This window comes from Maribacter hydrothermalis, assembly GCF_001913155.1.
Taxonomy (GTDB): Bacteria; Bacteroidota; Bacteroidia; order Flavobacteriales; family Flavobacteriaceae; genus Maribacter; species Maribacter hydrothermalis.
In genome coordinates, this window is the sequence record NZ_CP018760.1 from 427,622 (window position 1) to 453,129 (window position 25,508).

The 25,508-nt window shown below is 37.2% G+C and carries 26 protein-coding genes and 1 pseudogene; 2 read left to right on the forward strand and 25 right to left on the reverse strand.

The annotated features are described in order from the left end of the window. Positions 1-13 precede the first annotated feature (13 nt). Positions 14-841 carry a DUF4138 domain-containing protein gene (locus tag BTR34_RS01955; RefSeq protein ID WP_068486795.1) on the forward strand — a complete coding sequence of 276 codons (828 nt, stop codon included), beginning with the start codon at positions 14-16 and terminating at the stop codon, positions 839-841. A gap of 7 nt (positions 842-848) precedes the next feature. After that, entirely contained in the window at positions 849-1,214 is a 366-nt protein-coding gene (locus tag BTR34_RS01960) for a hypothetical protein (protein ID WP_068487075.1), read from the forward strand. 94 nt (positions 1,215-1,308) lie between these two features. Here the strand turns inward: BTR34_RS01960 and BTR34_RS01965 are convergent, their stop codons facing one another. The 25 genes and pseudogenes from BTR34_RS01965 to BTR34_RS02090 form a co-directional block, all read right to left on the reverse strand. Then, positions 1,309-3,315: a heavy metal translocating P-type ATPase gene (locus BTR34_RS01965; RefSeq protein ID WP_068486793.1), complete on the reverse strand. Its 2,007-nt coding sequence runs from the start codon at positions 3,313-3,315 to the stop codon at positions 1,309-1,311. A gap of 13 nt (positions 3,316-3,328) precedes the next feature. Beyond that, positions 3,329-3,691: a DUF3703 domain-containing protein gene (locus BTR34_RS01970; protein ID WP_068486791.1), complete on the reverse strand. Its 363-nt coding sequence runs from the start codon at positions 3,689-3,691 to the stop codon at positions 3,329-3,331. A 54-nt stretch (positions 3,692-3,745) separates the two neighbouring features. Continuing rightward, on the reverse strand, positions 3,746-4,162 hold the full coding sequence (locus BTR34_RS01975) for a Fur family transcriptional regulator (RefSeq protein ID WP_068486789.1): 417 nt from the start codon (positions 4,160-4,162) through the stop codon (positions 3,746-3,748). 4 nt (positions 4,163-4,166) lie between these two features. Continuing rightward, positions 4,167-4,505, reverse strand: a complete 339-nt coding sequence (locus BTR34_RS01980; protein ID WP_068486787.1) for a P-II family nitrogen regulator — start codon at positions 4,503-4,505, stop codon at positions 4,167-4,169. An 18-nt stretch (positions 4,506-4,523) separates the two neighbouring features. Further along, positions 4,524-5,735, reverse strand: a complete 1,212-nt coding sequence (locus tag BTR34_RS01985; RefSeq protein WP_068487073.1) for an efflux RND transporter periplasmic adaptor subunit — start codon at positions 5,733-5,735, stop codon at positions 4,524-4,526. Between the two features lie 16 nt (positions 5,736-5,751). Then, entirely contained in the window at positions 5,752-10,164 is a 4,413-nt protein-coding gene (locus tag BTR34_RS01990) for a CusA/CzcA family heavy metal efflux RND transporter (RefSeq protein ID WP_068486785.1), read from the reverse strand. 118 nt (positions 10,165-10,282) lie between these two features. Next, positions 10,283-10,678: a hypothetical protein gene (locus BTR34_RS01995; RefSeq protein WP_235843269.1), complete on the reverse strand. Its 396-nt coding sequence runs from the start codon at positions 10,676-10,678 to the stop codon at positions 10,283-10,285. Between the two features lie 53 nt (positions 10,679-10,731). After that, positions 10,732-10,941 (reverse strand): GDCCVxC domain-containing (seleno)protein, encoded by a 210-nt coding sequence (locus tag BTR34_RS19020; RefSeq protein ID WP_074472083.1) that lies wholly within the window; start codon positions 10,939-10,941, stop codon positions 10,732-10,734. Next, positions 10,941-11,537 carry a mercuric transport protein MerTP gene (merTP, locus tag BTR34_RS02005; protein WP_068486782.1) on the reverse strand — a complete coding sequence of 199 codons (597 nt, stop codon included), beginning with the start codon at positions 11,535-11,537 and terminating at the stop codon, positions 10,941-10,943. Before merTP ends, BTR34_RS19020 begins: the two co-directional genes overlap by 1 nt. Next, positions 11,534-11,902, reverse strand: coding sequence for an ArsR/SmtB family transcription factor (locus BTR34_RS02010; protein WP_068486781.1), 369 nt, complete (start codon positions 11,900-11,902; stop codon positions 11,534-11,536). The genes merTP and BTR34_RS02010 overlap by 4 nt, the downstream gene beginning before the upstream one ends. Positions 11,903-12,038: 136 nt before the next feature. Further along, positions 12,039-13,625: a type IV secretory system conjugative DNA transfer family protein gene (locus BTR34_RS02015; protein ID WP_068486777.1), complete on the reverse strand. Its 1,587-nt coding sequence runs from the start codon at positions 13,623-13,625 to the stop codon at positions 12,039-12,041. A 1-nt stretch (position 13,626) separates the two neighbouring features. Continuing rightward, the gene (gene mobB, locus BTR34_RS02020) at positions 13,627-14,655 is read right to left on the reverse strand and encodes a MobB family relaxase (RefSeq protein WP_068486774.1); all 1,029 of its coding nucleotides are present in this window, start codon (positions 14,653-14,655) and stop codon (positions 13,627-13,629) included. A gap of 12 nt (positions 14,656-14,667) precedes the next feature. Next, positions 14,668-15,066, reverse strand: a complete 399-nt coding sequence (locus BTR34_RS02025; RefSeq protein WP_068486770.1) for a BfmA/BtgA family mobilization protein — start codon at positions 15,064-15,066, stop codon at positions 14,668-14,670. Between the two features lie 380 nt (positions 15,067-15,446). Beyond that, the gene (locus BTR34_RS02030) at positions 15,447-15,644 is read right to left on the reverse strand and encodes a hypothetical protein (protein ID WP_068486768.1); all 198 of its coding nucleotides are present in this window, start codon (positions 15,642-15,644) and stop codon (positions 15,447-15,449) included. Positions 15,645-15,648: 4 nt separating this feature from the next. Beyond that, entirely contained in the window at positions 15,649-16,029 is a 381-nt protein-coding gene (locus BTR34_RS02035; protein WP_068486766.1) for a DUF6876 family protein, read from the reverse strand. 70 nt (positions 16,030-16,099) lie between these two features. After that, complete coding sequence (locus BTR34_RS02040; RefSeq protein WP_068486764.1) at positions 16,100-16,441, reverse strand: single-stranded DNA-binding protein; 342 nt, start codon at positions 16,439-16,441, stop codon at positions 16,100-16,102. 768 nt (positions 16,442-17,209) lie between these two features. After that, positions 17,210-17,360: pseudogene (locus BTR34_RS18665) on the reverse strand (phosphatase PAP2 family protein); the annotation flags it as partial. After that, complete coding sequence (locus tag BTR34_RS02055) at positions 17,351-17,998, reverse strand: hypothetical protein (protein ID WP_068486759.1); 648 nt, start codon at positions 17,996-17,998, stop codon at positions 17,351-17,353. The gene BTR34_RS02055 and the pseudogene BTR34_RS18665, both read right to left, overlap by 10 nt. Before the next feature lie 234 nt (positions 17,999-18,232). Continuing rightward, positions 18,233-20,023, reverse strand: coding sequence for an efflux RND transporter periplasmic adaptor subunit (locus BTR34_RS02060; protein WP_068486757.1), 1,791 nt, complete (start codon positions 20,021-20,023; stop codon positions 18,233-18,235). A gap of 1 nt (position 20,024) precedes the next feature. Then, positions 20,025-20,507 (reverse strand): DUF305 domain-containing protein, encoded by a 483-nt coding sequence (locus BTR34_RS02065; RefSeq protein ID WP_068486755.1) that lies wholly within the window; start codon positions 20,505-20,507, stop codon positions 20,025-20,027. 21 nt (positions 20,508-20,528) lie between these two features. Beyond that, complete coding sequence (locus BTR34_RS02070) at positions 20,529-21,239, reverse strand: PepSY domain-containing protein (protein ID WP_068486752.1); 711 nt, start codon at positions 21,237-21,239, stop codon at positions 20,529-20,531. Between the two features lies 1 nt (position 21,240). After that, positions 21,241-21,828: a DUF2911 domain-containing protein gene (locus BTR34_RS02075; RefSeq protein ID WP_068486750.1), complete on the reverse strand. Its 588-nt coding sequence runs from the start codon at positions 21,826-21,828 to the stop codon at positions 21,241-21,243. Between the two features lie 11 nt (positions 21,829-21,839). Beyond that, positions 21,840-24,356 carry a heavy metal translocating P-type ATPase gene (locus BTR34_RS02080; protein WP_068486745.1) on the reverse strand — a complete coding sequence of 839 codons (2,517 nt, stop codon included), beginning with the start codon at positions 24,354-24,356 and terminating at the stop codon, positions 21,840-21,842. 83 nt (positions 24,357-24,439) lie between these two features. After that, positions 24,440-24,895 carry a heme-binding domain-containing protein gene (locus tag BTR34_RS02085; protein WP_068486743.1) on the reverse strand — a complete coding sequence of 152 codons (456 nt, stop codon included), beginning with the start codon at positions 24,893-24,895 and terminating at the stop codon, positions 24,440-24,442. Further along, complete coding sequence (locus BTR34_RS02090; protein WP_068486735.1) at positions 24,896-25,486, reverse strand: DUF3347 domain-containing protein; 591 nt, start codon at positions 25,484-25,486, stop codon at positions 24,896-24,898. Between the last annotated feature and the right edge of the window lie 22 nt (positions 25,487-25,508).

Consider the following 25,508-nt stretch of genomic DNA (forward strand, 5'->3'; position numbering starts at 1 on the left):
AAAACTTACTGTTATGAAAAGATATATTCTTACTTCAATCATTAGTTTTGTTTTCGTTCTTACGAATGCACAAGAAAAAATAATACTAGATACCATTTATGCCAACGACCAAAAGAATGTAGCCTTGTTTTTTCCAGAACCTATACGGCAAGGTATTACTGGCTCCCATAATTTCATATTCACCTATAATCGTGATAAAGAACAATACTTTGGACTACTGCAAGCAACACCAGGAAAAGAAAGTAATCTATTGGTAATCAATAAAAATGGAGCTATTTTTTCGTATATTGTAGGGTATAAAGAACAACTCTCAAAGCTCAATTACTTTATTTCAACTAACAGTAGTATTGGTAATGAAAAACCAAATTTAGATGTACCAACTATTAGCAAAGAGGATAACGGTGTTAGTAAATCAAATTACTATTTACGCGCCTGTAACTATTTAATTCAAAGAAAACAGAGTTTTAAAAACCTTCAAAAACGATATGAGGGTATTGAGTTAAGTATTAAAAATATTGTCTTTGATAAGGAAGAACTTTATTTCGTTGTTCAAATTAAAAACACTTCTACTTTAGACTATGATTTGAATTTTTTGGACATATCAATTCAAACTAAACAAAAAGGAAAAAAGAAATCACTGCAGCGCATATACCAAAAACCGCTGTTCATACACAACCGACCAACGAGAATAGCAGAAAATGAAACCGTGAGAATGGTTTACGTACTGCCTAAATTTTCATTGAGCAATGACCGCAGAGTTGTCATTGAACTTAACGAAAATAACGGGGAACGTAATCTTGAGCTAAATGTTTCGCATAAATATATTAATAACCCAAATTAAAACTGTTATGAAGAATATTGTACTAATTGTCTTGCTGTTATTATACATCGGTTGCAATGAAACTCTAGATAACTCTCCTGCATCAATCGCAGAAATAGTTACCGAAAGTTTTTATCATAATAATGATGAAACATTAAGGAAGCATACTACACCTGATGGCTATGCAAACTTCTCTAACCTCATGAATATGTTTGCCAAGCCCAAGAATTCAGAAATGAATTTTAAAGTCATCGAAGAAAGTATCGATGGGGATATGGCTTGGGTAAAGTATTCTACTTCTTATGATAAGAACCCTGGCATATTTAAACTTGTTAAGGTTGATGGGGTTTGGAAAGTTACTTCTCGGAAACCTAATGAAAAACTGCCATTTTAAGTCATGTAAATATTTCTACTATATTTTTATCTGAAATTTTATAGAACTATTCAGTCTAGTTTCGACAAACGGGAATGTCCTCAAATTTAACCTTTCATCTATTTTTGTAGCCCAATAACCTTAACGCATTGATAACTACAATTAGCGTAGAGCCCTCATGAATAGCCACGGCAATGCCAATACTAGCCCAACTCATTATCGTTGCAGGGATTAACAGTGCTACCACCCCCAAACTAACCCATAAATTTTGTTTAATAACCGACTTTGATTTTCTACTCAAACCTATTGCAAATGGAAGTGTTTCTAACTTATCGGCCATTAGGGCTATATCTGCCGTTTCTAAAGCCACATCACTCCCGGCTGCACCCATTGCAATACCAACAGTACTATTTGCCATTGCTGGAGCATCATTAACGCCGTCACCAATCATTGCGAGTTTATTTTCCTGCTGTGCAAGTTTTTTGATGGCCTCTACTTTTTCTTCTGGAAGTAGACTTCCAAGAGCTTCTGTTATACCTATTTCCCTAGCTACGGCATCTGCTACTTTCTGATTATCACCGGTTAGCATTATCATTTTTTTAATACCAATTTCCTTTAACTGAGCAAGAGTTTCCTTGGCTTTTTCTCGAGGCGTGTCCATTAGCCCAAGCATACCTATAAATTCATCATCTCTTTTTATTAGCATAGTGGTCTTTCCTTCCCCCTCAAGTCTTCTTACCTTTTCCGAAACTTCGCTTGGAACACCATTATGAATATCTTCAAAAAGTTCTAAATTGCCTATGTAAATAGTATTTCCTTGATAGTTAGCTTTTATACCCTTTCCTTGAACGGCTTCCAAATCATCTGCATCCGGTATCTTAATGTCTTTACCAAGCTTTTTCGATCCATCCCTTACAACAGCCTTCGCCAAAGGATGATCACTCAATTCCTCTACGGCAACAGCTATTTCTAACAACTCTTTATGTCCAATATTTCCAAAACTTTCAATATCGGTAAGTTTTGGTTTTCCTTCCGTTAGGGTTCCAGTTTTATCAAAGGCTAAAGCGGTAAGTTCTCCTAAATCTTCCAATGGCCTGCCACCCTTTATCAAAACTCCGCCACGCGCAGCTCTGGCTACTCCACTTAATACAGCAGAAGGGGTAGAAATTGCAAGAGCACAAGGGCTTGCCGCTACTAACACTGCTAATGAACGGTAAAGACTTTCACTCCAAGTTTCGTCAATAAGCAAAAAAGCAAAGTTGAGCGCTATTACCAGTATGATTACTGCCGGCACATAATACCTCTCAAATTTATCAGTCAATAATTGTGTGGGCGATTTTTGATCCTGAGCCTCTTGAACCATTGTAACCAAACGATTTAATGTAGAGTCTTTAGCTTCTTTAATTACTTTTAATTCAAGCGTATTATTACCATTGATAGTTCCTGAAAACACACGGTTTTCATCAGGTATATCACTTTTTGAGGTGTACTCCTTCTCAGGATATTCAATGGGTAACTTATCTACTGGAACACTTTCTCCTGTAATTGGTGACTGGTCTACACTACTATTTCCTTTTACAATAACACCATCGGCAGATATTTTGCTATTGGGGCGTACCACGATAATATCACCAACTTTTAGCTCCTCAATACCCACTTCAACAGTGTCGCCATCTTTCTTTAACAAAGCTGTTTTAGGCGCCAGGTCAGTCAATGCCGCAATGGATTTTTTTGCCTTTCCCATAGCATAGTTTTCCAAAGCGTGACCCAGACTAAAAAGGAACAGCAACAGGGCACCTTCTGCCCATTCACCTAAATAGGCAGCTCCTGCGGCTGCGACAAGCATAAGGAAATCAATTTCAAATTCGCCCTTAGTAATTTTAGTAATGGCCTCTTTTAAGGTAAAATATCCTCCAAAAATGTAAGATAAAATATAGAGTACGAATGGAACACTCTCCGAAAGCTCAGAAAACTTTTGTATTAGAAATCCCGTAATTAAAGTTACTCCACTTAAAATGGCGAAATAAAGTTCAGTGTTCTTTCCTAAAATTCCGTCGTGATTATGATTGTCATCATCATCGTGATTATGTTCCTTAGCTGTTTCTGTAGTTATTTTTTTCATGCTTTCTTATTTTTTACTTTGTATGAAATAGTGCGTTTATATCCTCAGGAATAATCATTCTTTTTAATGGTGGAACATTGGCACCTCCTGTATTGCCAAGCGGCACATGATCAATAAATGATTTCCAACCACCAACAAATAATCTTATAATTTGACCAAATACCTCCTTACTGTTCCTTTGCTTTAATCCAAACTTTAACATTAACCAATGTGAATAGGTATGTTCTATTGGATAAGATTGACCTATTATATGACTTCTTTCTAAATGATGCCATGCATTTGCATAATCTTTATTACCTAGAAATTCTTTATATAAACTAATTTCTTTATCATAAGCTATTTTTAAATGCTTTGTTATCTTATAATTTAATTTCATAGTAATTTATTAGGATTGTGAAATTATCAATTAGAAGGATGCAACAATAGTGCATTATTGTCCGCTACATTTATCGCAAATCCCTTTGACAACTAAATTCACGTTCTCTGCATTAAAACCATCTGGTAAATTAATGTGTGGAATTTTATGCTCTGTCAAACAAACAGTTTCATTACAATTGTTACAGTGGAAATGCAAGTGTAAATCGGTGTCCATTTCACAGCGGCAATTCTCTTCACACATGGCATATTTTGCTATTCCTGTACCATCATCTATTTGATGAGCAATATCACTTTCTACAAAGGTTTTTAATGTGCGGTATAAGGTAGTTCTATCTGAATTATCAAAATACGCTTCAATATTTGTTAAACTAACAGCTACTTTTTTACCTATGAGAAATTGTAAAACCAACAAGCGCATAGCCGTTGGTTTTACGTTATTTTTTTCCAATATTTGCTCCAGATCAGTCATTTTCCTATGAATTAAATCGCTTTAAAGATTCTCCCGTTTTAATCTGAAAGGCATCTTCAATATTTGCTATATAAATAATACCATCTCCAGGTCCGTCGGTTTTGGCGTTGGCTATAATTGTTTCAATGGCCGCTTGGGCTTCCTCATTTTGGCAGACCAGTTCCAGCTTAACCACTGGACTATCTGTTACGTGAAAATCCAGCGACGGTCTTGCGCCTTTTGACTTGAATGCACCAGTGCCTTCAGCTTGTGAAAGGGTCATACTTTTGAACCCATTATCAGATAGTGCTTCAATGACTCTTTGGATTCGGTTCGGTTTTATAAATGCTTTTATTTCTTTCATACTTATTATATTATGAATTTAGTCATCGTGTCCCAATTCGCCTTTTATCATTTCTGATGATAAGGTGTATGCGCCTTTCGTGACCACTTTCACCTTTTGGGCAATTTCTGCAGGAAGATTGATTTCAACATATCCTAAATCTGTAATTCCAACGTTAACGGGAATCATTTTAAACTTCATTTTGTTTTCTTCCTTTTTGTCATCTTCATCCAATATGAAAATGTATGATTGTTCGCCTTCTTTGACAATAGCATCTTCAGGAACTGCGAATGCCATTTTTGCATCTTGCACAATCCTACCTTCCACATACATTCCTGGAAGTAATTCTTTATCGTCATTATGAACATCGGCGTGAACGTGCAATGCTTTTGCGTCGCTTTCAAAAGTTTTACCAATTGCGTGAATTTTCGCCTTCAGCAATTGATCTGGTTTGGCAGCTACCGTAAAGTAGATTTCTTGTCCTTCCTTAACTTTTCTTATATCTTTTTCATATACTTTAAAATCTACATGTATTTCTGAATTATCACTAACTGTGAACATTTTGGTCTGAGGTGCAACATAGTCGCCAAGGCTTACCATAACTTCATCTACATAGCCAGAAATTGGCGTTGTGATAGGGACGGAAGAAAAAATATGACCTTGTAAGACCTTATCCGTGTTAATGCCCAATAGTCTTAATTTAGACCGTAAACCATTGACGCTCGATGTTGTGGAACGAAATTTTGATTGTGCCATTTGAAATTCCTTTCCAGAAGAAACTCCCTTATCATACAGGATTTGTTTACGTTCAAAATCTTGTTTTAAAAATACGAGTTCGTCATTTTTCTCTTGAAATTCCTGTTGCATTGAAATGATGTCAGGATGTTCCAAGTAGGCCAACACTTGACCATTATTCACCTTATCTCCTTCGATGACCTTGATGGAACGAACATTGCCGCCCACAAAAGGACTAATATTAGCTCTATCCTGTGGAAAAAGTTCGAGTTTGCCAGTAACTTTTATGGTATTTCCCAAACTCTTTTTTTCTAAAGGATTTATTTCAAGACCTATTGTTTCGGCTTGCTGCATTGTTAGTTCTACAACGCCTTCCTCTGTACCATGACCTTCTTCAGAGTGTTCCTTTTCTTTGGATGTCGCATTTTCATCACTTTGGCTTCTATTTGTCGTGTTGTTGCAACCTATCATTAAAAAAGTTGCTAATGCTAAACTGATTATAAATATATGTTTCATTCTGTTTTCTTTAATATTATAGATTGCCCAATTGGTATTGTAACTCAATGGCCTGTTGGTTATACTGATTGATAAATTGTAAATGGTTTTGCTTGATTCTTATGGCACTGTTCAAGATTGTGATATAGTTTACATAATCAATTTCACCTTCTTTTGAAGCAAGTTCTGCTGTTGTAATCTGTTCTTCAGCTAAAATTAACGCACCTTTTTGATAATAATCAAGTGTCTTTTGGGTCTTTTCCAAGGATTTTAAAAGTTGGGAAACCCTACTTTCTGTTATGGCCTTCTGTTCCAGATACTGGTTTTCGGCAACCATCGCATCTGCCTTAGCGGCCTTGACCCTTGATTTTTGCGGTAAGAACCACAATGGAATACTTATACCTGCTTGATATGCACTAAATCCAGATATATCATTATATTTAAGCTTATCATAACTAATACTAAATTTTGGAAGGAATTCTGATTTTTCTACCCCAATGTTTGCTTTGCTTACCTCGGCATTTTGCAATGAATACTGCAACAATGGATTATTTGCAACAGATGAAGAATCAAAATCAGCCAAAAAATTTATCGGTTCATAAGTAGATCCTACGGTTTCAATTTCTTGATCAATCCCCAAATACTGTTTCAAAGCTCTTTTTGCTATTTCTATATCATCATAAGCCTGTTGTCGTAATACCTGTATCTGTTGATATTCAGAAGAGGCTGCAATAAATTCCAGTTTTCCGGTTTCTCCCGTATCATAACGAGATTCTGCTGCCATCCTAAAATTTGCATATACACTGTCCAGTTGTTCCGCAAAACGCAATTGCGCCTTATTGTAATTGATGAGATCGTATGCTTGCATCACATTACGCACCAACTGTTGTTCGCTTAGAGCATAAAATTTTTCTCCAAGTTGGGTACGTTCTTTGTAGTACTTGGATTTTGAGAAACCAGATAACAAATCTATATTGCCCTGTTGCACACCATAAGTTCGCAAAGCTCCCTGCTGTACACCTTGATCTTCCCTACCTGTATATAAGGAAGTACTCCCCAGATCGAAGCTTGTTCCTTTCATGGCACGCTCTCGCTCTATAAAAGCCTGACTTTCCTTTAGCGATGGGTAATTCTGTTTTGCCATTGCAATGGCTTCGTCTATAGTCAAGGTCTTTGATATTGTAACACCTGAACTCGCGTCTTGAGCAACGGCAGTTCCTGAAGCCATCAAACCACCAATCATTAATAATATGGTTATAATGTTCGTGGATTTGTTTATATAACTTACATCACCATCAGTATTGTTTCGTTCCTTTCTTGATTCCAACCAATAATACAATACCGGAAGGACTACAAGGGTTAAAAACGTGGCCGTAAGCAATCCGCCAATAACTACTGTTGCCAATGGTCGCTGTACCTCGGCACCTCCCGAGGTAGAAATCGCCATTGGGATAAAGCCCATAATGGCCGCCGTTGCGGTTAGCAAAATTGGTCGTAACCGTTCGTGTGTTGCTTCGTATATTCGTTTCCTTAAGTCTGTCATTCCACTTTCTTTTAATTCGTTGAATTTGTTTATCAGTACCAAACCGTTCAATACCGCAACTCCAAAGAGCACGATAAATCCGACTCCCGCTGAAATACTAAAGGGCATTCCCCGTATCCAAAGCGCAAACACGCCACCAATGGCCGCCAGAGGCACTGCTATATAAATCATTACCGACTGCGAGAACGAGCTCAATGCAAAATAGAGCAATATGAATATCAGAAAAAGTGCAATAGGTACTACAATCATCAATCGGTCTGACGCACGTTGCAGGTTTTCAAACGAACCTCCGTAGGTTACAAAATAACCTGGTGGCAGTTTCACTTCCGTTTCCAGTTTTTGCTGAATTTCCTCGACCATCGATTTTACATCTCGCCCACGAACATTGACTCCTACCGAAATACGACGCGAGGTATTGTCCCTTGAAATCTGCATTGGGCCAGGTTTGTAACTGATGTCCGCTACTTCCTTTAACGGTACTTGGGCACCATTTGGTAAATCGATATATAGATTTTTAAGGCTGTTGATGTCCTGTCTAAAGTCCTTCGCCAAACGAATGACAACATCAAAGCGTTTTTCGCCTTCAAAAATCACCCCTGCCGCTTCTCCTGAAAAGGCGGCACTTACATAATCATTCAGCTTATCAACGGTTACACCGTACTGTGCCATTTTTGCACGATTGTATTCTACCGTCATCTGTGGCAAACCACTCGTGGCTTCCACATTGAGGTCGGCCGCTCCGGGAACGCTTCTGATAACCGCTGCGATTTCCTGAACCTTATCTGCCAACACGCCCAAATCTTCTCCGTACAATTTGATGGCCACGTCCTCACGAACACCCGTAAGCAATTCGTTAAAACGAAGTTCCACAGGTTGCGTAAACACGAAATTCACACCGGGAACAACTGAAATTTTTTCCTGTATTTTTTCTATGAGTTCTTCTTTGCTATCTGCGGAAGTCCATTTGTTCTTATCCTTTTCAAGAATGATATAGCTATCGGCAATGTCCATTGGCATTGGGTCTGTTGGTATTTCGGCCACACCAATCCTTGAAACCACTGTTTTTACTTCAGGAAATTCATTGATTAAATTTTGAAGTTTTTTTGAAGCTTCAATTGATTCCGTAAGACTACTCCCTGGTTTTATCAAAGCCTGAAATGCAATATCGCCCTCATCAAATTTAGGTATGAATTCGCCGCCCATATTGCTGAAAATAAATCCTGCAATCAATAACAGCCCAACCGCACCAATAATGACACCAGCCCTAAAGCGAAGTGCGAAATTGAGCAAGGGTACATACGCCCTGTTCAACCCTGACATTATTTTATCACTGAACCTGTCAATCCTGTTTTCAAATTTGGCAAACCAACTGTTCTGATTTCTGGCAGGCTTTAGGAACATTGACGAAATCATTGGCACGTAGGTAAGACACAGGATAATCGCTCCCAAAACCGCAAATCCGAAAGTAAATGCCATTGGGCGGAACATTTTTCCCTCAACACCAGTTAAAAAGAGAATCGGTGTAAATACAATAAGGATAATAAGCTGACCGAAAAAAGCCGAATTCATCATCGTACTTGCTGATTCATAGGCTATTTCATCCATTTCTGGCTGGCCAATGGCGGTTGTGGTTTTCTTCATCCGTTGATGGATGTGAAATACCATTCCCTCCACAATAATAACTGCGCCATCCACGATGATACCAAAATCGATTGCCCCCAAGGACATTAAATTTGCCCACACCCCAAATTGTTTCATCAAGATAAATGCAAACAGTAATGATAAAGGGATTACCGAAGCTGTAATTAATCCACCACGGAAACTTCCCAAAAGCAAGACCAAAACGAAAATAACGATGAGCGACCCTTCAATAAGATTTTTTTCAACGGTGCTTGTGGTTCTTCCAATAAGTTCACTTCGGCTTAAAAACGTATCTATGTAAACGCCTTCCGGCAGGGATTTTTGTATTTCTGCAATGCGCTTTTCCACATTTTCGACCACGTTGCCGGGGCTTTCGCCTTTCAGCATTAAAATTTGTCCACCAACAGTTTCGTGCCCATCTTGGGTAAACGCACCATATCGCACCTGATTCCCGTATCCTACTTTTTCAGCAACATCCCGCACTAGAACAGGGCTTCCGTTTTGTGTGGTTACCACGGTGTTTTCCAAATCTTCAAGGCTACGCGCCAAACCTTCGCCACGAATGAAATTTGCTTGGTGGTTTTTCTCGATATAAGCACCTCCCGTATTGGCATTGTTCACTTTCAGGGCTTCAAAAACCTGATTCATTGTAATGCCAAAACTTTTTAATTTATCAGGATTTATGGCAACTTCATATTGTTTAACATAGCCTCCAAAAGCATTGACCTCGACCACTCCAGGGACTAATGCCATTTGGCGTTTTACAATCCAATCCTGTATGGTACGAAGCTCCATGGCGTCGTATTTATCTTCGTAGCCTTCTTTTAGTTTTAAAGTATATTGGTAGATTTCTCCCAGACCTGTAGTAATGGGTGCCATAAATGGCGTGCCGAAGCCTTCGGGGATTTCTCCGGCAACTTCGGTCAATTTCTCTTGCACCAATTGCCGGGGAAGATAAGTACCCGCCTCGTCCTTAAAGACAATGGTAACCACAGAAAGACCAAAACGAGATACAGAACGCAGTTCGATAACATCAGGAAGGTTTGCCATAGCCAATTCTACCGGGTAGGTAACAAATTGCTCAATATCTTCAGTTCCTAAATTTGGGGCAACTGTAATAACCTGTACTTGGTTGTTGGTAATATCGGGTACAGAACCCAGGTTTATAGTGGCCATAGACCAAATGCCCGTACCTACCAGTGCCACTATAAAGAGCCCAATAATAAACTTGTTATTAATGGAAAATGAAATGATTTTGTTAATCATAGAAAAAGTATTAATTCAGTTTAAACATCGCAATGCAAAGAGATGCAAAGCGTTTATGATGCGACACTTACTTTGAAAAGCATCACGATAGGATATAACTATCCTTTAAAAAACTGAATTATACTTTAGGGGGTTGGAAAAGCGATTCCAGATATCTGGAAGTGAAGTTTACTTTATGTAAGTTAAATTGTTCTTTCCCTTCAAACTTTAATTGATTAGTTAAAGCTAAATTGTTGTTCTCAATCATTAACACTAAAGGGTGGCAACATTGCTGATGGGAATGGATTGGTGTATTATCATTATCTGGGTTATGATGATGCTCTTCATTTTTTGCATCATTATCCAAATAATCTTCAACAACATACTCAATGAACGAGTCTCCATAAATCTTATGCTCTTGAAAATGATTTATAATGCTTGAAATTTCTTTGATTGGTCCACAAAAGTCCATATCTAAGCTAATTCCTTGAAAAAGGAATAAAAATGACATAGATATAGAAAAAAGTGTTTTCATAATTTTCACAAAACTACAAATTGTTTAATGCAACTGTTGTGCAAACATAAGAATCATCCGCAGACATTTTCTTTTTTCTGAATTGACGGGCATTTAACCGTTCCATAAGAACAATAAACACAACATTCCCCTTCCTTAGGCTTTAGCAATGCTTTACAATTTTCACACTTATAGAAAAACTGGCATGTTGTTGTGGGCATCTTCTCTATTGCTTTATGATTACACGTAGGGCAGATAATTGTAGATTCAAGTAGTATATCCATTACTTTATTATATTATATCCTGTACTTAAAATGGCAGTTTCTATTTTCTCAAGGTCGACTTTAGTTTCATCATATTTTATGATTGTGCTAGCCGCCTTATAATCTGCTTTAACATAAAGTACTCCATCAAATTCTGCGACTTTACTTTCAATATGTGCCTCGCAACCTGTACAAGTCATTCCTTCAATGGTTACCTTATACACTTTTACGTTCGATTTCTCAACATAAACGATTTCCTTTCTTGAATCTGGACTGGAATAAAAAATATGAGAGTAGGATGGAAATGCTAACATTGCTCCAGCGAATAGCGTAATAAAGGATAATAAAACTTTGGAATTAATAAACTTTGGTTCCTCATCATCACATTCGCAATCAATTTCAGCTTTGGTTTTAGGCTTGAATTTTTGGTACCATGTAAATGCTAGAGTAAATACAGTAAAAACAATTAAATAAGGTCTAAAAGGTGCCAACCAAGAAAAGGTAGATGCTAAACCTGCAGTTCCTGCAAATATCGCAAGAACAGGCATAACACAACATATAGATGCCGTCAAGGCTGTTATAATCGAGGTCCCGATTAATTTTCTATTACCAATCATACCGAAATATTTTCTGCATTCAACAAATTTAAAATAGGGTTCAATATCGAAAACTTATCTTTATTAAGCGCATAAAAAATGGTTTGAGCTTCCTTTGTTGCATAAATTAAATTTCTATCCTTTAGTTTTCTTAAGTGTTGTGAAATAGCTGATACATTCATTTCCAGAATATCGCTCAAATCACAAACACATAGTCTTTCCTCTCTTTGAAGCAAGTGTAGAATCTGAAGTCTAACCTTATTTCCCGCAAGGTTGAGGACCTGGGCAACCAAAGTTAAGGGTTTGTCTAGCCCCACTATTGAAGACCGACAGTCCATTATCTGGCTAACATCTGCTTCCAACCTAATGCAAATATGCTTTTCCATATTTCAAATATACTTATTTAAGTATTTGCTTAAATAATAAAATATACTAAATTTAAGCTACTTTAAAATTATTCTTAAATAAAAATCATTACACAAATCCCGTTTGAATTTTTGTCGTACCTTTTATTTGAAATTGCTACTTGAAAATAGATTTGGCCTCTTGATTTATCCTCTTAAAATTCTCTTGTAAATCCTCGTGAGTAAATATCTTCTTTCTTTTAGGCATCTTCTTATTGATAATAGGCAATTTAAACTGAACCTTTTTATCCTTGCCATCAGCGAAAGTTACAAACTCACCTTGTTTTAAACGAAAGAATACATCTGCCCTAATTTTAGCGACTTCTCTCTCTCCAGTAGTAATTCGTGTATCAAAATTTAGATTATAACCTCTGTTTACACTTGTGGTCTCATTCTTAACTATCTCAAAGAAGCGTTCGTAGTATTTTGCTGTGTCTGGATCATTTACTTTTCCGAAGAATTGATAAGATAAGTTGCTTAATATCGCCTTACTGGCCTTGTCCCCATACATCATATCGTTCTGTATTTTGTCCTGCATCACATAAACAGTAGCAATATCATAACTGCGCAGCGTAGCCGGAATACGGTGCATATTCAAGAGTCGGATAGTAGGTGCTTCCTCCATCAATAGAAATGACGATTTACCTGAACGTATACTCATTTGTTTAGTAATTGTATGGATAATAGTTGCTATTACCGGTGAGAAAGCAGTTTCATATTTGGGGTTGTTTACAACAGATACAACTGTTGGCTTTTTTTGAGTACTTATGTTCAATGGTACTTCATCTGCTGAGAGTACCATAAAAATGCTTTGCGTACTTATTTTCTTCAACGCATTGGCCAATGTGCTTTTTACACCGGCAGTTTGCCTATCGGAATCCTTACCACTTATAAAAGCATCTGCCATAGCTTTAGCGGTCGTATTGGAACTCAAAAAAGCAATAAGGCTGTCTGTGTCAAGAAATTGATAAATAGCTATTAGATGCGGTAATGTGCAGTATTTTGGATAAGATGTTCGTAGTTTCCAAATCATCCCGCCTATTAACCCTTCCGCGGCATCATTAAAGAATTTGCTAGCTCCAAAACTTCCAGATTCTTTTTGTTCCAATAAGTTTTCCATCAGTACACGTGCCACTTCATTTACGCTCTCTTCATTTTGCAAATACTGAGGTGCAATTGGATTTACCCTATCGTAGATTTCATCAAAAGAAATAATTTTAAAATCAATTCCATTAGCTTCAAATAAAGGGTATGCCATTTCTGTTATTTCAAAGTTCTTATAATCGTGAATTATCCCACAAAAAGAATGCTCACTAAAATGTGTTAAGAAATTTAAGACTACACTTTCTGTTTTTCCACTTCCTGCAGAACCAATTATAGAAGCTCCTCGTTTAATGTTCTCAATTATAAAATTGCCCCGTTTTACTTTAAAATGAACCTGATACTTGTTGTCCTTGTTTAATGTTTCTTTCTGAAGAAACACATACAGAACCACATTTAGCAATAATAAGGGACAACCAATATAAAGACCAGCTCCCGCCCTACTTAAAAAATTCGAATCTAAAGTAAATAGAATACCCAAACATCCTGATGTAATTGCCAAATTGATAAGAAAAGCAAATCGAGTAATTTTAAACGTACCCCAAAAAGCCAAAGCCATTCCTGATATTAAAACAATAGTAAAAAATAGACCATGTGTTTCCATGTTAAATACCTATTGAACCTGATTTAAGAGCCACATCTAAACCTCGCTTTAGATACTTGATGGTTTTTAACGCCAGTTGTACTTTATTAGTTGGAATACTATTCAAAGGCACTCCTGCCTTTCCCAAAATTTTAAAAGCAACTGCCTTCTCACTTGTAGGTAATCCCAATAAAGTTGTGAAATAGACTTTAGGGTTCTTGATAAAATCTTTCTTTGATTTATAGGATTCCGCATAATTACGCTTATAGTCAAAAGTGGCATCAAATGTCTTTTCCGCTTTTGTAAAAAACGAATCCCTATCAAAACCACGCTTTACCAATTTTCCATTTATCAAAACATCAGAAGCTTTGTATTTACTTCCTGGAGAAAGACTGACGGAATCAGACATATCCTTTCTACTTACGATAATATGAATATGGCTCTGGTGGCCCTCCTTATTCATTCCCTGAACAATGCGTTTTCCGTTTTGTTGATAGGGCGCTTCTTTCTCTAATCGGTTGATTTTACTTTCTAGTCTTTTGATGCTTCCCTCCTGTTGCCCTTGCTTGATTTGTCTAATTTCATTTTTTAGATTTAAAATTTTGGTGGCGACTGGTTGATTCTCCCGGACTTGTTTATCCGTTCCCTTAAAAGTTCGTTGATGTTCAATTTTAGCATAGTATTTAATATCATTAACAGTTACCTGTTTACCATTAATCTCACGATTAAAACAGCTCGCATAATCTTTCATTATCGCTCTCGTATATCGCTTCAAATCTTCTCGACTATTTTCTAATTTTCTAAGTTCATACTTACTTGGACTAACAGTAATGGAATAAAACTTAGGCTCTTTCTTTTTCAGTTTAGATGCATTTCCGTCAATTTCCTTAACCACTTCAGATGCACTTATTTCATCTCCATATTGATTGAAGAAATGTTCCATATGCTCTTGTTCCAATCCTTGGTTTTCCTTTTCTAAATATTCAACGAAACCCGCTGAACTTTGTGAATAATTGCCTCCTAATTTCTGCGCCGTTACGGTTATAAACATCACTTTAAAGTTTTATAATTCATCATCATTTTCTAATCGCTCAACAAACCTGACTTTTGACTTTTCTTCTGGCAATTCCTTTTCCAAAATCAAATTCTTCTTCGATGGCTCAGCTTGTTCAAAAAGCGATTGCATCATAGCAACCGTTGGTTTGGTTTGGTTCTTTTCGATGTCCTTCATAATCGCAATCACTCCATTGATTCGCTTCTTGATCAGCGATTCCAAAGTTTGCATTTTAGGTCCGATAGCTTCATGTGGAGAAATACCATTTTCCTCGAAAAAAGCTATCATCAGAAGTAAAGCCATCGATTGCGATTCTGACATTTTCTTGCAAAACCGTCTAAATCTAATCGCTACCGAAATCTTAATCTTGAAGGTTACAAAGCCTTCTTTTTCATATCCTTTATCCATCTTTTTAGTAAAAAATTTCGCTCTTTAATGGGGCTGACGTGAGATTTTAGTAAAAAAGAAACTCTAATATTCAATTCAAAAAAAAACCAAACCGTGTTAGAGCCCATAAATACTAATGCTTTGAAAAAACTGAAAACCGAAACCTTGCGCCAGCGGGTTACCCTCTTGCTATTCCTTTTTCCCCCGCAGGGGAAATTAAGAATACCTTTCCTTTAAGGTAAAAGCTCTTTTACCTACTAGCTTTAAAACTGAAAAATTTAAGAGTGGTTTAGAGACAGTATTATTGATTTGGAAGTATAATTTGAAAACCGATGAATTTTCCCTAAAACAAGAAAGGCAGCTTTTTAAAGCTGCCCGTTCAATTTCAAATTAGTTTTGATTTAAATTGTAAAAATGAATTTGTAATTATACAGATTACGGATTGCTTCTTCTTCCAAGACAACACTATAATCCTTCTGGTAATTTACCGCATACATGCGAAGTTCTTTACCATGTTTATTTTCAATTTCTTCTCGAGATCGTTTCAATAATCGCTCTTGAGTTTCACCATCCAAGTTGTTATAATTTAGATATACCATACTGCTAATATTCGCTTGGTAGCATTAAAGTATTATCTACAAAATACAATCGTAATTTATCCAAAGGAAAATCTGTAAAACTATATCTATGTGATTCAAAAATGTTGTCGTTTCCATCACTATAAGTTATTATTGCTTCACATTCGAGCTCAGTTTTTTCCTTTTCAGCTAAGCGTTTAAAATCAATAGCTATAAAATAACTCTTATCCATCAAACTCTTGGCAATAACTGAAACATCCTTTATCAGCCAAAAACATCCTGCGACGTTAGCCAAGTATTTTAAACCATCCGTAAAACGGGTCCGTGTTAATGGTATTTGATAAAAGATTTCAGTACCGTTAAAATGTTGTAATCCTTCTGTAATTTCTCTAACTTTATCATTCATTGTAATTTTCTTTAAGAATTTAATAATGAAAAAGAGGGCGTATCTTTCGACGGGAACGCCCACTTTATTTTTACTCGCCTTTGATACCTAATAATAAGATTTCGTTAGCTACCACTTCGGTAACATATCGTTTTTCCCCTGCTTCGGTTTCATAGCTTCTAGAAGTCAGTTTTCCCTCAATAGCTACTTCCTTCCCCTTGCCTACAAATTTTTCAACTATTTCGGCAATTTTACCCCAAGCTACAATGTTGTGCCATTCCGTATTCTGTACTTTCTCACCATTCAAGTTCTTATAAAACTCATTGGTAGCAATTGAAAAATTAGCGACTTTCTTGCCACTTTCTAAAGACTTGATTTCAGGAGCATTTCCTACATTCCCAATTAACTGTACTTTGTTTTTTAACGTACTCATAATAAAATATTTAAAGATTAATTAATAAACTATCTGAACCATTCAGACTGTAAGTATTTTTATTTTTTTGAAATGATTTACTTATTATATCCAGAGCGTTTTCCTTTTGATTTTTTTTTAACTTTTGTTCCACGTCCTTTTTAATGATTCTGTAAGATTTCATAAGATTCGTTTTTGATTTACTTCCCATAGTGCCTTCGCTGTTACCTTTTTTTGTTGCCTAGACTTTTTAATATTCCAACTTGGTTAGGCGTATAAAAAGCGTAGCGGCTTTATGCCGCTGTCCAAGATGGAATGTTGTTATTTTGCTGTCAAAAAAAGATAATAGTGGAGGTTCGGAAGTAGTACTAAATACCTTAAGAAATATATAATCATTGGATGCGGAACAAATTGAAATTCAATTTTCCTTTTAAGCGAACGTGATGTTAAAATTTTATATTGGGAATGTAGCGTTCCTGCCATTTTCGGCGGGAGAAGTGAAGTGGAAATCTAAAATTTTAGCATCTTGTTCAAGACCTTTGGCAGTGAAGCTCTTTTTCCGAAATGAAGCTTTTCGCGGAATGGAGGGGAATGTGCTGAGTGGGTTATAAAGTATTCAATAGAGATTGGCAGATAAACAAATTAAAAATTTAAGATTCGTGTTTTTGTTCGGAAACAAACCTTAAAAAGTAATGGAAACACCAAAAGTTTGATAAGTTCCTAATTGACCCAAATTAAAATCCATTTTAATTTCATGGGGAGTATTCAAACCCAATTCATTAGTGTTCATTTTCTTTATACGGCGATTTGCAGCGGTTTTGCCTACCACATAACCAATTAACAATGCTAAAGGATAATCTGAAGCCCAATGTACTTTACTACTCATCATTTCAAAAGCCATCACACCCATCAGAGTATAACCTACCGGTTTTATCCATTTGATTGTTGAAGCTCTAATTTTTTTGAATCGATGTCCAATTGCAATAACAGGTAGTCGCTTTCCATCAAGACCGCCCTTTTTACAAGAAGTTCGACTACCTTCAGTCGATTTTCAAGGTCTTTCAGGATTTCAATCGTGAAATCTTTCTGTAATTGCAGCTGATAAGCCATGATAAAGGCATCGGTAATATTCTTGACCAAATTATGCTCGATGTCTTCTGCGGATAGGGAAAGTGTATTGTTTTGAACCTTATTCTGGAATAGTAAATTATCCACGATCTTTTGATTGAAAAGGTTCTTGGTCACGTTCAACTGGGCGGAATAGAGTCCGCCATTGGTAATTCCAACATCGTACCCATAGGCCCTTGGGGAAGGCGTTGTCGTAACATCGATAAACCTGCCGTTGTTATTGAAATAAGGGGCGACCTGCACTTCAGAGGTCGCATTGACTTGGAATGCCTTGTTCTGGGCGACGATAATATCGTTCTGTATTTCCCCTATTTTCTGTAAGTTGTAGTTCTCTTTTAGGACAGGAAGATTCATCTTTGCCTCTGAGATGAAGTAATCTAAACTAGCTTCCTGAGCTTTTGAAGAAAACATTACAATAGAAAATAGTAGCCAACAAGCAAATTGCTTCATATGTAATAGTTTGATTAAAAGATAGCAAAAGTAAATGAGAAATCTAAAGAAGTTCTAAAGTAGAGAAAAATCAGAATTTCTTGTGCCTGACAAGGGAAGGTGTATGATTTGTAACTGTGCACTATCCACCTCCCGTTGCAGGTCTTTTACTATTTATCTTTAAGCTAAAAGAACTAGATAAATGTAATTAACAAATCTAAAGATGGTTTAAAGTAACAACGATGCTTCCATATATTAATTAATACTATCTATCACACTACCACAGGATAACATTTCATCCCCATAATATGGATTTTTGATTTCTTTTTCGGTGCTTAACCAAATTGCACCCTTGTAGCTATTGGCCATAGGGCATTTTTGAACATACAATGTTTCTAAAGGAGATTTAATATTCATAGCAAGGGCTACTATATTTTCGTTTAAAACAACCAATTGAGCTCTTTGTTTCTTTAAATCTAAATTAGAAGAAATAGCATCTAACATTTCAATACACTTAGATAGATGTGAGTTTTCTATTTTACCCAAACTACCTATTTCTATGGCTTTCATTTTGTCTAATGTCGTTTTCGCTAAGGTAGATACTTGACCCGGGTTACTTACTACAAAAGCTTCTTCCATTTTAAAATACGGTTTTAATGCAGCTTCAAAAGCTGTTTGAAATACATTTGGCAATTCCATTTTCATAGTTGATTTGGTATTAGATTTTCCTACTGAATCTCCCTGAATTCCCATATGACCTTCAAGACCCGTCATTGTTTTACCTCCTTCTTTATTCATCATAGCTTTTTTACCCTGTAATTGTGCAGCTGCATCTACAGAAAAAGTACCGTTAGTAACAATTTCATCACGATATTGCAAACCTTTTGAAATCGTAAAATTCTCACCGTTCCGATTACCAATAGTTACTTCTCGCATCTCAAAAACTGGCTCGTTTGGATTTGTTTTTACATACACCAATGAACGTTCTCCTGTCCACATCACAGCACTCGAAGGAACTGTAATCAATTCATCATTCATTTTTAGTTCTCCTTTGAGCTTTCCCGTAACAAACATACCAGGCTTAAATAGGTCATCCGTATTTTTAAGTGTTGCTCTAACTGTCACCGTACGTTTTGCATTATCTAACATAGGATCAATAAAAGATATGGTTGCCTCAAATTCTTTATTAGCATAGGCATTGGTTACAATCTTAATTTTCTGACCTATCTTGAGATTAGAGATTTGATTTTCATACCCATCAAATTCTGCCCAAACCGAATTAAGGTTGCTCACTTTTAAAATGGGCTGACCTTGTTTTACATAGTCGCCTTCACGCGCCATTACTTCTGAAACCGTTCCTGAAACCGTTGCATAAATGGGAAAATTATCGCGAACCTTCCCAGAGGACTCGATAGCATCGATTTGATTCTCTGAAAGTTTCCAGAGTTTCAGTTTATTTCGCACAGCTTTATATAAAGCTGGTTGAGATTCTTTCAATGAAGCTGTTGTGAGCAATTCTTGCTGTGCAGCGACCAAATTTGGCGCATAAATATTCGCCAGTAATTGACCTCGATTTACTTTTTGACCTTCATAATTAACATTCAAACGTTCGATACGCCCATCAAAATAGCTTGCTTGTACAGCATTGTTTTCTTCGTTGGTGGCGATTTTGCCCGAAAGCGAAATCATTCCATCATCTTCTGACATAGTGCCATTACCCACAATAGTAGTTTGAATGTTGGCCAGCGCCATTGCGTTCTCCGTCATTTTAATCTCATTCATTGCAAGACCATCTGCACCAGATTCGGCAGGTATCAAGTCCATTCCGCAAATAGGGCAGTCGCCAGGTTCGGGTTGCATAATCTGTGGGTGCATTGAGCAGGTCCACATCTGGTTTTCCGACTCGCCAGAATGGTCGTGGTTATCTGACATTTCAGAAACGTCCTTGTTTGCATTTGCTTCACTACCGGAATAGCCAAAAATGAGCCAGCCCGCCAATAGTCCCACGATTACTGCAATTGCTATATATAAAATGTTCTTGTTCATACTATTTTTCGTTTTGTAACCTATCAATCATTTGCTTCATTTCTTCAATTTCTTTTCGTTGCGCTTTGATGATATCTTCGGCTAATTTTTTTACTTCTGGATCTTTGATATCTGCACGCTCGCTTGTTAAAATTGCTATAGAATGGTGCGGAATCATTGCTTTCATCCAAAGCACATCGCCCACAGTAGATTTTTGGTCACGTACCAGTCCCAACGCACCTACAAATAGAACAATACTTCCCAAAACAATGGCGATATTCTTCTTTTTATTTTGATACATCCCACGCATTGCTACAAACATTATAATGGCCATTGCCGCAATCCCTAAGCAAACCATATAAAAGCGAGTTAGGCTGAACCATACGTGGTCCCACTCATAAGTGTTCAGGTACATTGTGATGTACATAGCTACGAAGGACGCTGCGAGCATTCCTACAAATTTTGTGTACTGATTTTTCTTTTTGTGTTCATTAGAATTTCCCATAATAGTTGGTTTTTATGTTACTTATTTACGTTTGTTTTTAATCATTTTTCTCACAGTAGGTGAACTTGTGTACCAAAGTAGAAATCCACTTAACACTGTTATCAAGCCTAAAAGCGAGAAAGCCCTTAGCACTATTGTATTAAAATTGTCTCGACCTTGATAGTCCATAGTGTGGGTCATCCAGAGAAAATCGAACCAACGCCAATCGCGATGACGTACTGTTTGAAAAGCTCCATTCTCAATCGCCACGTAGGCTTTTAAATTTTCATCGGTTTTATATGAAATCTCATAAGCTGGTAAGGGTCTTCCCCGGTACTCGTGGTGGTCGCCTACAGATTCAATCCGTTGTATTTGGTCAAATTCTAAATCAGCCAACATATAGCGTTCTGCTACTTTGATTGCTTCTTGTTCTGTGAGCTCCTCTTTCTTTGTTCCTGTTATTGCATTATAAAGCACAGTCTCATTAATCCAATAATAGGGCACATCCCCTATTTCAAGTAATTCTAATGACTTAATCGGTTCCTGAATATTTAGTTGAGAACTTCCTACCAAATCTGAAAATGCAGTTTGTTCAGGCATCTCTTTTTTGAAATGGTCGCCGTGTATCTCATCAATGTCTGTCCAGCTGAAATACATTCCGCTAATCGTCCACATCAAGAACTGAATACCTAAAAAGATACCCAGATAGCGATGCGCCTTTCTTATTTTAAGTGCTGTTCTTCTTTTGACCATTTTATTTTACTTCAAAAGGAAATTCAACAAGAACCTTTTCCCAACTCAAGCTAATTGTTCCTGAATCATCGGTGGTGTTTGTTACCTTGTATTCTAAATGTTCTTGGATTTCTTCGGAAATTTTTGGGGTTACTTTAAATCGCAACACATCATCTTTCTCGTCATATTCATCTTTACCGTGCTGGTTCCAGTTTGTATTAAAAATAATTGTCCATTCCTCTTGATTCGGAATAACAAAGAACCCGTATTTCCCTGCCTTCAATTCTTTACCGTCAATGGTCAAGTCCTTATTGGTTTCCATCCAAGTGGCCATATGGGCTCCTGCTTGCCAAACGGTATCATAAGGCAGTAAACCGCCAAAAATGATACGTTTACGAACTCCTGGTGATGAATAATCAATATGAATATGTGCATCGCCCACCATTGCCATTGCGCTTGTATGTGGACTCAATGGTTTTTTCTTAGCAGGTTCAACACTTTTTGTTTTTTGCTCCGTCGTTTCTTCTCGCTGTGGTTCTTGTGCGTCCTTTGAAGTTTCTTTACAAGATACTAAGAGGGTAAGGCATAAAAGAATTATACTGTTTTTCATATAAGTGGGATTTAGTTAATTGATTTTGTTTTTAGTCTTAGTGCGTTTACAATTACAGAAACTGAACTAAAACTCATTGCTAATGCGGCAATCATAGGTGATAGTAGAATTCCGAAAAACGGGAACAATACTCCTGCTGCAATCGGTACACCGAGTGTATTGTATATCAAAGCAAAAAATAGATTCTGCTTTATATTTCGCATTACTTTGTGGCTAAGGTTTCTCGCTTTTACGATACCGTGCAAATCTCCTTTTACCAAGGTTATCATCGCGCTTTCTATTGCGACATCGGTTCCTGTGCCCATTGCGATACCCACATCACTTTTAGCCAGAGCAGGTGCGTCGTTTATACCATCGCCTGCCATTGCCACTACTTTGCCTTGTTCTTGTAACTTTTTAACCTCGTCCAGTTTATTTTCTGGTAGCATTCCCGCTTTGAAGTCGGCGAGATTGAGTACGCTGGCTACTGCTTGGGCGGTGTCGTGATTATCTCCGGTAAGCATTATCACTTCAATGCCTTTGTCCTGTAATTCTTTGATTGCCTTGGCACTCGTTTCTTTTATTTTATCGCCAATAACCACATAGCCTGAAACTTCGCCATCAATGGATAAGTAGGAAACCGTTTTTCCCTGTTTCTGAAAGGATTGTGCTTCGGTTTCCATTTCAGGTGATAGCTTGGCATTTGCATACTCCATCATTTTGGCATTTCCTAAATCGAGTTTCTTGCCATCAACTGTCCCTTCTACACCTTTTCCAGTTACTGCGCTAAAGTTTTTGGTTTTTGATATTTCAGTTTTCTGCTCCTTTCCATATTTCACGGTAGCTTCGGCAAGGGGATGCTCACTGGAACTGTTAAGGGATGCGATAAAATACAGTATTTCGCTTTCGCTAAAGCGAGAACCAAAAGCACCGATTTTCTCAACCGTAGGTTTTCCTTCGATAATCGTACCAGTCTTATCTACGATAAGCGTGTCCACCTTATCCATTTTCTCTAAGGCTTCGGCATTTTTAATCAACACACCATTTTGTGCGCCTTTACCAACACCTACCATAACGGACATCGGCGTTGCCAATCCTAACGCACACGGACATGCGATAATCAATACCGCGATGGCATTTACCAACGCATAAACATAAGCTGGCTCTGGACCCCATATTGCCCAGACAATGAAAGTGATGACCGCAATGATAACCACAACAGGCACAAAATAGCCTGAAACGGTATCTGCCAATTTCTGGATTGGGGCACGACTGCGACTGGCATCGTTTACCATATGTATAATTTGGGAAAGCAATGTGTCGCTACCTACTTTTTCGGCTTCCATCAAAAAAGATTGATTACCATTAATGGTACCGCTACTCACTTTATCATCGGTAGCTTTATTAACTGGGATAGGCTCTCCCGAAATCATTGATTCATCTACGGTAGTTTCTCCTTCTGTAATTTTGCCATCCACAGGAATTTTATCTCCTGGCTTCACACGTAGTATATCTCCTTTTTCAATCTGGTCGATGGAAACTTCTTCTTCATTTCCATCCACTACGCGTACTGCTTTGTTAGGTGCAAGTTTTAATAGTTCTTTTACTGCTGAATTGGTTTTGCTATGCGCACGCGCTTCCAAAACCTGACCCATTAATACCAATGTGAGAATTACAGTGGCGGCTTCAAAATAGACGTGAACCGCACCGGATTCTGTTTTAAATTGTTCCGGAAAAAAGTCTGGAAACAACATCCCAAAAACACTAAAGAGCCAAGCCACGCCTGCACCTATACCGATTAATGTGAACATATTGAGATTCCAGGTTTTGATGCTTCGGTAGGCACGTTCAAAGAACATCCAAGTGGCATAAAACACCACAGGAATCGATAAGCCAAATTGAATCCAGTTCCACCATTTCTGTTCCATTATATCGTATAGCGGATTGTTGGGAATCATTTCACTCATAGCGATTAGAAAAATAGGAAACGTAAAGGCTACTGCTATCCAGAATTTCTTAATCAGCTTATTATATGTTTTTTCTTCCGCAGATAAATCAGGTTCCATCGGCACCAAATCCATACCACATATAGGGCAAGCTCCAGCTTCATCTTTGACAATTTCTGGGTGCATTGGGCACGTCCATTGCTCTGAAGTCGTTGCTGACAAATTTTGTTCTTTGACTAAATCCATTCCGCATACTGGGCAATCTCCTGGCTTGTCATAAGTTTTATCTCCTTCGCAATGCATTGGGCAGTAGAAGGTTCCTGTACCGTTATCTGTTTGTTTTTCTTTTTTCGCTTTCGCGGAAGCGGAATCATCTTTATGATGATGCTCGCCTGGCTTGTGAATACTGTATGAATCGCTATCTTCTTTCAATGCTTTCTGAAATGTTTCGATGGCAATATGAGATTCCATTTCAATAGTAGCCTCTTCTTTTTCTAAATTAACTGAAGCATTGGTCACACCTTTCACTTTTGAAAGTGTCTGCTCTACGTGATTTCGGCAACCGTTGCAGGTCATCCCTTGTATGTGATAGGTGTGTTTCATAGTGCTTTGTTTTGTGCCTGAAATGGGAAAGGGTTCTAACTAACCAACCATGAATGAAAAAATTCCCTTCCCGTATCAGGACTTTACTCTAAATCATCTTTTAAAGTTTTCATATAATTCAATACTGCTTCCTTTTCCTTTTCTGAAAAAATAGCATCTCTATGAAAAAGCGTGTAGTTATCCATAGGCATCTCGCCACTTTCTATTTGTTTGATAATAGACCGTAGCTTACTTTTCTTTCTTCTATTTGAATAATCTTCCCATTCGTTAAAATTCAATTCTGCTTTTCCTTCTTTAATATGGCCTTCCAAAAACCAAGCAGCTGGCTGAATCTGGCTATACCAAGGATATTCTGTATTGTTACTATGGCAATCGTAGCAGGAAATATGCATCGATTTTTCGACTGTTGTTGGTACCTTATTGACAAGCATAAAATCTGCTTGCGGTACAGTCTTACTTTGGTTATAATCCATCGGAAAGAACTGAATGACCACAAGAGCAATTAATGCGAACCACCCTATGATTTTTAAAACTTTCAATTAGTTTATTTCTCGTTGTACTTTACCGCACTTCAACATTTGACTTCCATAGTAAGGGTTTCTTACTTCTTCTTTTGTGCTTAACCAAGCTGTACCGCCATCATACATTGGGCAAAATTGCTCATACAACTTTATCCCTGTTCCCGTTATAGCAACCATATCTGTAATATCTTTGCTCAATATTTTAAAATGCTCACGTTGATGTTTAATATCACTTTCAGAAATATGCTCTGCGTGTTCTGTTGCATCTTCTATTATATCGGTTAATTCCTTTTGTTGACTTTCAGAATATGTTGACTTGTCAAGATTGCCCAGTGATTTTGCAAGAGTGCTGCCCAGCATTTTTGCCTTGTCATTGTCATCTCCCACTAAAGCATCTTTAAGATTGAAATAACCTTTTAAAATAGCTTCTGCCATTGCATCTTGAGAATCACTCATCGTCATATCTTTTGAACTATCCATTTCTTCTAGCATTACTTCATTGCTTATAGACGAGGGTACTTCATCCTTATTAGCATCTTTGCAAGACACAGTTAAAATCATTGTAGCAACTAAGACTACCGTTCCAATACTTCTTTTAATTATTTTCATTTTTATTTATTTTAGGTTATTA